This window comes from Rhodococcus sp. T7, assembly GCF_009872365.1.
Lineage (GTDB): Bacteria > Actinomycetota > Actinomycetes > Mycobacteriales > Mycobacteriaceae > Rhodococcus_F.
The window spans coordinates 1-9,737 of record NZ_WXYH01000089.1; the positions used below are offsets into that span (position 1 = coordinate 1).

The 9,737-nt window shown below is 67.3% G+C and carries 1 protein-coding gene; it reads left to right on the plus strand.

Annotated features, from left to right (window positions below; translation table 11 throughout):
- Positions 1-9,737, plus strand: a 9,737-nt coding sequence (locus MLGJGCBP_RS11425) for a non-ribosomal peptide synthetase (protein ID WP_160095646.1), incomplete at both ends; no start/stop codon positions are given.

Sequence of the window (9,737 nt, forward strand, 5' to 3'; positions counted from 1 at the left end):
CAGGGAGGCCGCAAGCCGGCGGGCCGTCCCCGTTCTCGCGGCGCCGATGGTCAACGTGATGCTCTTCCATCCGCGGATCACCCTCGGCACACTCGCCGGGGAATTTCACGTAGTCACCTCCGGGCCGGTCGATGACCTGCTGGTCAACGTGTATACGACCGGAACACCTGAGAAGACGATGGTCGAGTTCCGGGGCAATCCCGGTCGCTACACCGACGACGACCTGCAGTCGCATCAGCGGGCCTTCGTCGGATTGTTCGAGGAGTTCCTAACCGCGGATCCCGCGACGGGCACGGCGGATCTCCACGCCGAGACCGCGGCGGAGAGAGCACGACTCCGGCGACGAGCGGTGCAGCTGGAATTCTGGAGGAGCGTACTCGACGGGCTGTCCGCCGAGCCGATCCTCCGAGCCGATCATGTCCGCCCCGGCCCCCTAGCTGATCTCGACGGCCGCGTGGTCATGCGCGTGCCCGCTGACGTGCACGGCAAGATCCGGGACCTCGGTCAGGTCGGCGCCTTCACGAATTACTCCGTCGTACACGCCGCCCTTGCCGCGCTGCTGGCCCGGCTGAGTGGTCGAGCCGACGTGGCGGTCGGCACCCCGGCAGGCCCGCACGGCTGGCCGCTGATCCTGCGGTCCCGGGTCGACACCGCATCGACCTTCGAGGACCTGCTTGTTTCGGTGCACACCACTGAGGTGGCTGCTTTCCGCCATGCTGAGGTCCCCTTCGACGAGCTCTCGACGACACTGGGTCTGCCGACGGCGCCGGGCGCGTCGTACCCATTTCAGGTCGGCTTCGTGTTCGCCCGCACGGGCGGGGCGGACGCCGCCGCTCGCATGCCCGCCGGCGGTGGAACCGATCTGCAGGTGATATGCACGGAGCACGGTACCGAATCAGGTATCGACGTCGAGGTCGTCTACTCGACCGCGTTGTTCGACCCGGCAACGATCGAGATCTTCACCGATCAACTGGTCCGCATGCTCGAGGCCGCGACCGCCGAGCCCGACGTCGCGGTCGGGGATCTCGTGTTCGCTGCGCCCGCCGTACTGGCCGGGCTCACGCCCGCAGTCGGTGAACCCGCCCGTCCGGTGCAGCTGTTCCCCGATCTTCTGACCGCCGCCATGCCGGCCGAGCCGACTACCGTCGCCGTGGCGGACGGCAGCGAGAAGCTCACCTACCGGGAACTCGATCGACTCTCGAACAGGCTCGCCCGCCTACTCGTCGAACGCGGATCCGGTCCGGAAACTGTTGTCGCCCTGGCACTCCCCCGATCGATCGAGTTCGTGATCGCGGTGTGGGCGACCGCGAAGTCGGGCGCCGCCTTCCTACCGGTGGATCCAACCTATCCGGCCGCACGCATCGGCCATATGCTGACCGACTCCGGCGCACAGATCGGAATCACCGCATCCTCGTACCGTGCGGCGTTGACGCAGGCCTGCTCGGCGTCCTGGATCGAACTCGACGACGCGGCCACCACCGCCGACATCGAACGATGCCGCGCCGACGCCCTCGTGGCAGCGGACCGGTGCCGGCCGCTGCGACCGGATAATCCGGCGTATGTCATCTACACCTCCGGGTCGACGGGAGTCCCGAAGGGCGTGGTGGTGACTCATCGTGGCCTCGTGAACCTGGTGGTCGCGGAACGCGAAAGCCTCATGGTTGATCCCGCGGCCCGGGTCGCGCAGTTCGCGTCGCCGAGTTTCGACGCCTCGCTCTTCGAATCGCTGGCGGCGTTCGGGTCCGGAGCGCGGCTGGAGATTGTCCCACGGGGGGTGTTCGGCGGCGTCGAGCTGAGCCGGTTCCTCACCGAAAGACGGGTCACTCATGCGGTGCTGACTCCGTCCACGCTGGCGACCCTCGACTCCGGGAATCTGCCCACCTTGACCCATCTCGTCGTAGCTGGAGAGGCGTGTCCGCCGGATGCAGTGGTGCGGTGGTCGCCAGGCCGCCGCATGTTCAATGCGTACGGACCGACCGAGGCCACCATTATGTCCACCCTGACGGGGCCGATGCCGTCCGGTGATCCGGTGACGATCGGCGGTCCGGTGCGCGGTATGTCCGTCGTGGTTCTCGACGAACGACTCCACCCCGTTCCGCCGGGGGTCTCGGGCGAGCTGTATCTCTCCGGTCCGGCCCTCGCCCGCGGTTATCACCGCCGCCCCGCCGTGACCGCGGCTCGGTTTGTCGCCAACCCGTTCGGGCGTCCCGGTGATCGGATGTACCGGACCGGGGACGTGGTTCGCTGGACGAGGAGAAGTCACGTCCTCGACTACATCGGACGCAGCGACTCTCAAGTCAAGGTGCGGGGATTCCGGATCGAACTCGGTGAAGTCGATGCGGTGCTGACAGAGCATCCGGACGTCGGGTTCGCGGCTACGGTCGACTACGACACCGGGAGCGGGGAGACCACGCTGGTGTCGTACGTGCGAGCGGCGACCGGTGAGGTGCTGGATCTCGCCGACGTCGAACGTCACGTTCGGCAGACCCTTCCCCAATACATGGTGCCCCTGCTCGTACCCATCGACATGATTCCCCTCACCCCGGGCGGCAAGCTCGACCGCAAGGCGCTCCCCTCACCGTCCGTCCGCCCGGGTAACGGCCGACGGACACCAACCACACCGACGGAAGAGACGATAGCGAGGGTCTTCGAGTCCGTGCTGGGTGTCGAGGGTATCGGAGTCGACGACGACTACTTCGACCTCGGCGGTAACTCCCTGACCGCAACGCGGGTCGTCGCCCGGGTGAATGCTGCGTTGGGGACGGGGTGCGAAGTCGCCGAACTGTTCGACGCGCCGACTGTTGCGACGTTCGCCGCCCGGATCGAAAGTGCCGGCCCCCGAAGCGCGGACCGACCGCGGCTCCGCCCGTTTCCGCGACCCGAGCGGGTCCCGCTGTCTCCCGCCCAACAGCGGATGTGGTTCATCAACCAGTACGACACCACGTCGCCCGCATACAACATCCCCCTGGTCGTGCGACTCGCCGGTGTGCTCGATGTCCCGGCGCTGGTGGCCGCGGTCACCGACGTGGTCGAACGCCACGAAACACTCCGCACCGTCTTTCCCGCCTCGGTCGACGGCCCCCATCAGGTTGTCGTGAGCGCGGCGGAGGCCGTACCCGAGATCCACCCCGTTCCGGTGCGCGACGAAACGGACCTGGACCGGCACCTTGCCGAGATCTGCGCCTCACGATTCGATGTCAGCGAAGCAGCTCCGCTGCGCGTCGCCCTGTTCGAGCTGAGCGACACCGAACACGTGCTGGCGCTGGTCATCCATCACGTCGCCGCCGACGGGGCGTCCACGGCCCCGTTGGCACGCGACGTGACGACCGCGTACACGGCACGCTCCGCCGGACGGCCACCGCAGTGGGAGCCCCTCGAGGTGCAATACGTCGACTACACCTTGTGGCAGTACGAATTGCTGGGGAGCGAGAGCGATCCCGGTAGCACGGTCTCCCGCCAACTCGATTACTGGTCGGAAAACCTGAGTGGGCTACCGGAGCTGCTGGAGTTGCCGACCGACCGCCCCCGTCCCGCCGAGCAATCGCTGCGCGGAGGACGCGCGGAGTTCGACATCGGTGCGGCGCTGCATGGCAGGATCCGGGCGCTTGCCCGTCACCACACCTCCACGGTGTTCATGACCATGCACGCAGCCCTTGCGGTGTTGCTGGCGCGGTTGAGCGGGTCCGACGACATCGCCATCGGCACACCTGTGGCCGGCCGGGGTGAGGCGGCGCTCGACGACGTGGTCGGCATGTTCGTGAACACTCTGGTCCTGCGCACACGGATAGATCGCGCCGCGAGTTTCACCGAAACCGTCCAGCAGACCCGCGGGGTCGACCTCGCCGCCTTCGGGCACGCCGACATCCCCTTCGAGCAGTTGGTGGAAGCGCTGGACCCTCAGCGGTCGGCCGCGCACCCACCGCTGTTCCAGGTGCTGCTCGAATTCCAGAACATCCTGCCCTCGGGTCAGGGACTGTACGGCCTCGCGCTTCCCGGCCTGCACATCGATCCGGTGCCGTACGACGCGGGCGTCTCCAAGTTCGACCTTCAGTTGTGGCTTACCGAAAACCTTGCGGGCGACGGAACACCGCTCGGCATGCAGGCCGGCCTCATCTACGCCGCCGACTTGTTCGACCCCGACACCATCGACACCTTCGCGGACCGATTCGTCCGGATCCTCGAGGCCGTGACGACCGATCCGGGCGTTCCGGTGGGAGACATCGACCTTCTCGACGTCGAGGAGCACGACGCTGCCCTGGCCGCGTGGCGCGGTCCCCCCGCACCGGTGACCGGCACGCTCGTGGACGAGTTCACGCGCAGCACCGCGCGGTATGCGCGTGCCGCGGCGCTCACCTTCGCTGGTGAGACCCTCGGATACGCCGACCTCGCGGCCCGCGTCAACCGATGGGCCCGCTATCTGAAACGCCGCGATGTCACCTCCGAAACCGTGGTGGCGGTGGCACTTCCACCCTCGATCGAATCCGTGGTCGCGACTATCGCCGTGCTCGTCGCTGGTGGCGTCTGCCTTCCGCTCCAGGTGTCCTGGCCCGCTGCTCGCATTGCGCATGCCCTTACCCAGGCGGGGCCCGCCCTCGTGCTGACCCGACGCGCCGACGCCGGCGCGCTGCTCGGTCTCGGTGCAACACCGGTTCTCGTCGATGCACCCGACGTCATGGCGGAGATCGCCGGGATCTCGGCGGCACCGGTCACCGAGACGGAGCGGGCCCAGGCACTGCGGCCGGACTCGGCCGCGTACCTCGTGTTCACTGCCGGGTCCACTGCGCGCCCGAAACCGGTGATGATGACGCATCGCGGCCTGATCTCCGCATTCGCGAAGACACCCCGCACGTGGCGATCAGACCGAACCGACGTCTGGGCGATGGTGCCGTCCCACGCCGTCGACCTCACGCTGTGGGAGTTGTGGGGTGCACTTCTGCACGGAGCTCGCCTGGTGATCGTCGACGCCGGGACCGCACGCTCACCGCAGGATCTGTGTTCCCTGCTTCGATACGAGCGGGTGACCGTACTGAGCCAGAACCCCACCGCGTTCGAGCAGACGGCACACGCATGGACATCCACGGCCGGTGACCCCCCGCCGCTGCGGTTGGTCGTCCTGGCCGGTGAGCCCCCCACGAAGGATCTGATCTCGTTACTGTCCTCCTGGGTGGAGACCACGTCGGCCGTCGTCGACCTGTACACGGTCACCGAAACCCTCACGTGCCTCGCTTCCGTGACGGCAACCACGGCGCGCGAGGTGACCGACCTCGCCTTGCGGCCCTGCCCCGATCGACGCACCGTCGTGCTCGACCGCAGGCTGAATCTCGTGCCGAACGGAGTCATCGGCGAGTTGTACGCCGGCGGTGACGAACTGGCCCGCGGGTACCACAACCGGCCTGCACTCACTGCCACCCACTTCGTGGCCTGCACCTTCGGAGACCCGGGCCAACGCATGTACCGCACGGGCGATCTCGCGCGAGTCACCCGGGACGGGCGGCTGGAGATACTGGGGCGCTGCGACTTTCAGCGACAACTTCGCGGTTACCGAGTCGCGGCCGACGAGGTGGACACGGTTTTGCGCCAGCATCACACCGTCGACGAATCGGTCACCGTCGACCACACTCGCACCTCCGGCGAGCCGATGCTGGTGTCCTACGTCGCGGCGACACCCGGCGCGTCCGTGGACCCGGCCGCGGTCCGAACGTACGCTGCGACAACCCTGCCCTCTCACCTGGTGCCGACCGCGATCGTCGTCGTCGACGCGATTCCCCTCGACGCCACCGGTGCCGTCGACCATGCAGCACTGCCCGTGCCCGAGTTTCTCATGGACGTCGCGGAGTTCCGCGCCCCCCGAACAGTGCACGAGGAAACGGTCGCCGGAGTCTTCGCTCGCGTACTCGGCATCGCCGGCGTGGGGATCGACGACAACTTCTTCGAACTGGGCGGCACGTCCCTCATCGCGACGAAGGTGGTGGCCCGGCTCAACTCCGCTCTCGGCACCAAAATCGGAGTACGCACGCTGTTCGAGGCGCCGACCGTAGAGGCCTTGGCGGCAGTCCTCGACACGGAGGAAGACCTGCCCGCCGGCCGACCGGCACTCGGTCCGCGCCAGCACAGTGAGCCCGCGCCGGTCTCCTTCGCGCAGCAGCGGATGTGGTTCGTCAACCAGTTCGACACCACAGCAGCCACCTACAACATTCCCATGGTCGTGCGTATCAAGGGACCGCTCGACGTCGATGCCCTCCGCGCGGCACTGCGGGACGTCGCCGGCAGACACGACGCACTGCGTACCGTCTATCCCCTTACCGAGAACGGTCCCGTCCAGGTCGTGTCACCGCTAGAGGACATGCCTTTCGAGCTGTCACCGATTCCGGTAACGGACGAGTCCGACCTCGCCCCGCTCATTCGCCACGCGGTGGTCGCCGGATTCGACGTCACGACGGAGCTCCCGCTGCGCACCTTCCTCTGGCAAGTCGACCCACACCTCCACGTGCTGGCCGTCATCGTCCACCACATCTCCGCGGACGGCTCGTCACTGGCTCCCCTCGCCCGCGATCTGACGGTCGCCTACACCGCCCGCAACCGCGGCCGCGCGCCGGAGTGGCCGCCGCTTCCGATCCAATACTCCGACTACGCGGTGTGGCAACGCGACATGCTCGGATCCACCGACGATCCCGATTCACCCCTATCGGCACAACTCCGCTACTGGCGCACGACACTTGCCGGCCTCCCCGACCGGCTCGAACTTCCCCTCGATCATCCCCGACCCGCGACCGCCTCCACTCGGGCCGCCGCGGTCCGGTTCGACATTCCACCGGCCATCCACCGACGGATCGACAGGTTCGCACTCGGACACGGCGTGACACCTTTCGTCACCGTGCACGCCGCTCTCGCGGTCCTGCTCTCCCGCCTCGCCGATTCCCGTGACATCACCATCGGATCTCCGATCGCCGGTCGCGGCGAAGAGGCTCTCGACGACCTCGTCGGAATGTTCGTCGGCACACTTGTCCTGCGAACTCGCATCGAATCGGCAGCATCGTTCGACGAGGTGCTCGCTCGCGTCCGTGACACCGACATCGAGGCATTCGCCCACGCCGACATACCGTTCGAGCGACTGGTGGAGGAACTCAACCCGGCCCGCTCGGCCGCCGTTCACCCCCTCTTCCAGGTCATGCTCTCGTTTCAGAACATGGAGCAGCCGAAACCGGAACTACCCGGACTCGACGTCTCCGTCGTCGACCTCGATGCGCACCTGTCGCAGTTCGACCTGAACGTGGTGCTGCGCGAGCACGTCGACGGCGCCGGATCCGCAGCCGGAATCAGCGCACAGATCATCTATGCCACCGATCTGTTCGACGAGCACTCCGTTCAGCGGTTCGCCGACCGATTCCTCCGCGTGATCGACACCGCCCTCGCCGACCCCACCGTCGCCGTCGGTGACCTCGTACTCCTCGACGACACCGAGCGCGATCTCGTACTGGAGCGATGGAACGCGACGGCACACGAGAGTCCAGAGGAGACGATCGTCGACCTGTTCGATGCGCAGGTCGCCCGCACTCCCGACGCGGACGCAGTGGCATTCGAGGACCGCTCGATGACGTACCGGGACTTCGACATGTGGGTGAATCGGCTCGCTCGTGAACTGATCTCACGAAATATCGGACCGGAGAACATTGTTGCACTCGCGGCGCCGCGGTCGTTTGAGCTGCTGGCCGGACTCTATGCCGTCACCAAGACCGGGGCCGCTTTCCTGATGCTCGATCTCGCCAACCCCCCCGAACGCCTCACCTACCTTCTCGAGACCTCCACTCCGGCGCTCGTCCTGATCGGCGGCGATACCGACGTCCCCCTGCCCGACGGTCTGGTCGGTCTCCGGCTCGAGAGCCTCGACGTCTCGGGCCGCGACTGCGCGCCAATCACCGATGACGATCGAGTCGCGCCGTTGCGGGCGGCCAACAGCGCCTACATCGTGTTCACCTCCGGATCCACCGGTACCCCGAAGGGGGTGACGGTCTCACACGCCGCGATCGCCACTCAGTTGAGATGGTCGCGATCCCGGCTGCCGCTCGGCCCCGGTGATCGCACGGTCCAGAAGGCGCCGATCGCCTTCGACGTAGCTGTCTGGGAGTGCCTTGCGCCCCTGTGTGCCGGTGCTGTCCTGATCCTTCTGCGGCCCGACGGTCACCTCGATTTCGACTACCTGACGGCCACGCTGGCCACCGGAAAGGTCACCGTCGTCGAGTTCGTTCCGTCGATGCTCGCGATGTTCGTGGACGACAGACGGGGCGCTCTGCCCGCTTCGCTCCGGCGCGTCCTCTCCGGCGGTGAAACAATCTCCCGTCGGACAGCGGCCAAGGTGCTCGAGCTCGGGTTGGGACTGGGCAACATGTACGGTCCCGCCGAAGCCGCCGTCACGGTCACCTACTGCGACGTCGACGTCGACGCCGGCGACGAGAACCCGATCGTGCCGATCGGGGCGCCGGTGTGGAATACCCGCGCGTATGTCCTCGACCGTCGCCTGCACCCGGTGCCTCCCGGAACTGTCGGCGATCTGTACATCGCCGGAAAGCAATTGGCCCGAGGCTATCTCGAACGTATGCCACTGACCGCAGCGCGTTTCGTGGCGGATCCGCACGGCGCACCCGGGACGCGGATGTACCGCACCGGCGACCGCGCCCGGTGGACTGACCGTGGACAACTCGAGTACCGGGGTCGCAGCGACTTCCAGGTGCAATTGCACGGTTACCGGATCGAACCCGGAGAAGTCGAGAACACCCTGCTCCGGCATACCGGTGTCGCGCAGGCCGTTGTCGTTCTCCAACAAGACACCCACGGCACCGCGCACCTGATCGGTTACGTCGTAGCCACAACGGGAACCGAACTCGACGGTGCCGAGCTGATCACCCATCTCGCGGCCGCCCTGCCGGCCCACATGGTTCCCACCGCGGTCATTCCCCTTGCCGCGCTCCCCTTGACAGCGCACGGCAAGGTCGATCGTGACGCGTTGCCACAGTTCGACTTCGCTGCACGAACATCGAGCCGCATGCCGGCCACCGATATCGAACGCGTGCTCGTGGCGGTCTTCGCCGACGTCCTGGGACTCGACGAGGTGGGCATCGACGATTCGTTCTTCGCTCTGGGCGGCGACAGCATCATGGCCATCCAACTGGTGGCGCGGGCCAGAGAGGCCGGAGTCGTCCTGGCGCCACGAGATGTGTTCGAGCACAGGACCATCAGTCGGCTCGCGAGGGCCATCGATTCCGCCGGCACGCAGTCGCCGGTCCTCGAGGAACTACCCGGGGGCGGAGTGGGCAAGATGCCACTGACCCCGATCGTGCACTGGCTCCTCGACCGGGGCACGGACATCGACCGGTTTTCGCAGGCTGCTCTCTTGACCGCGCCCGCCGGAATGAACCCGGAGTCGCTGGCCGACACGGTGCAGACCGTCCTCGACCGCCACGACCTTCTCCGTGCGCAGCTCCGCCGGGCGGCGTCGCCTCGGGAGGCGGCTGTGGAGGTCTTGCCGGCCGGCTCCGTGGCCGCTGCCGACCTGCTGCGCCGAGTTCCGGTCGACTCGCTCGCAGGTCCGCGGTTCCATTCGATCATCGACTCCGAGTTACGTTCGGCCACAGCACGTCTGGATCCCTACACGGGGATCATGGCGCAGGTCGTCTGGTTCGAATCCACCGAGGACCGCCCCGACCGGGGACGGCTGCTGTTCGTCATCCACCACCTCGCGG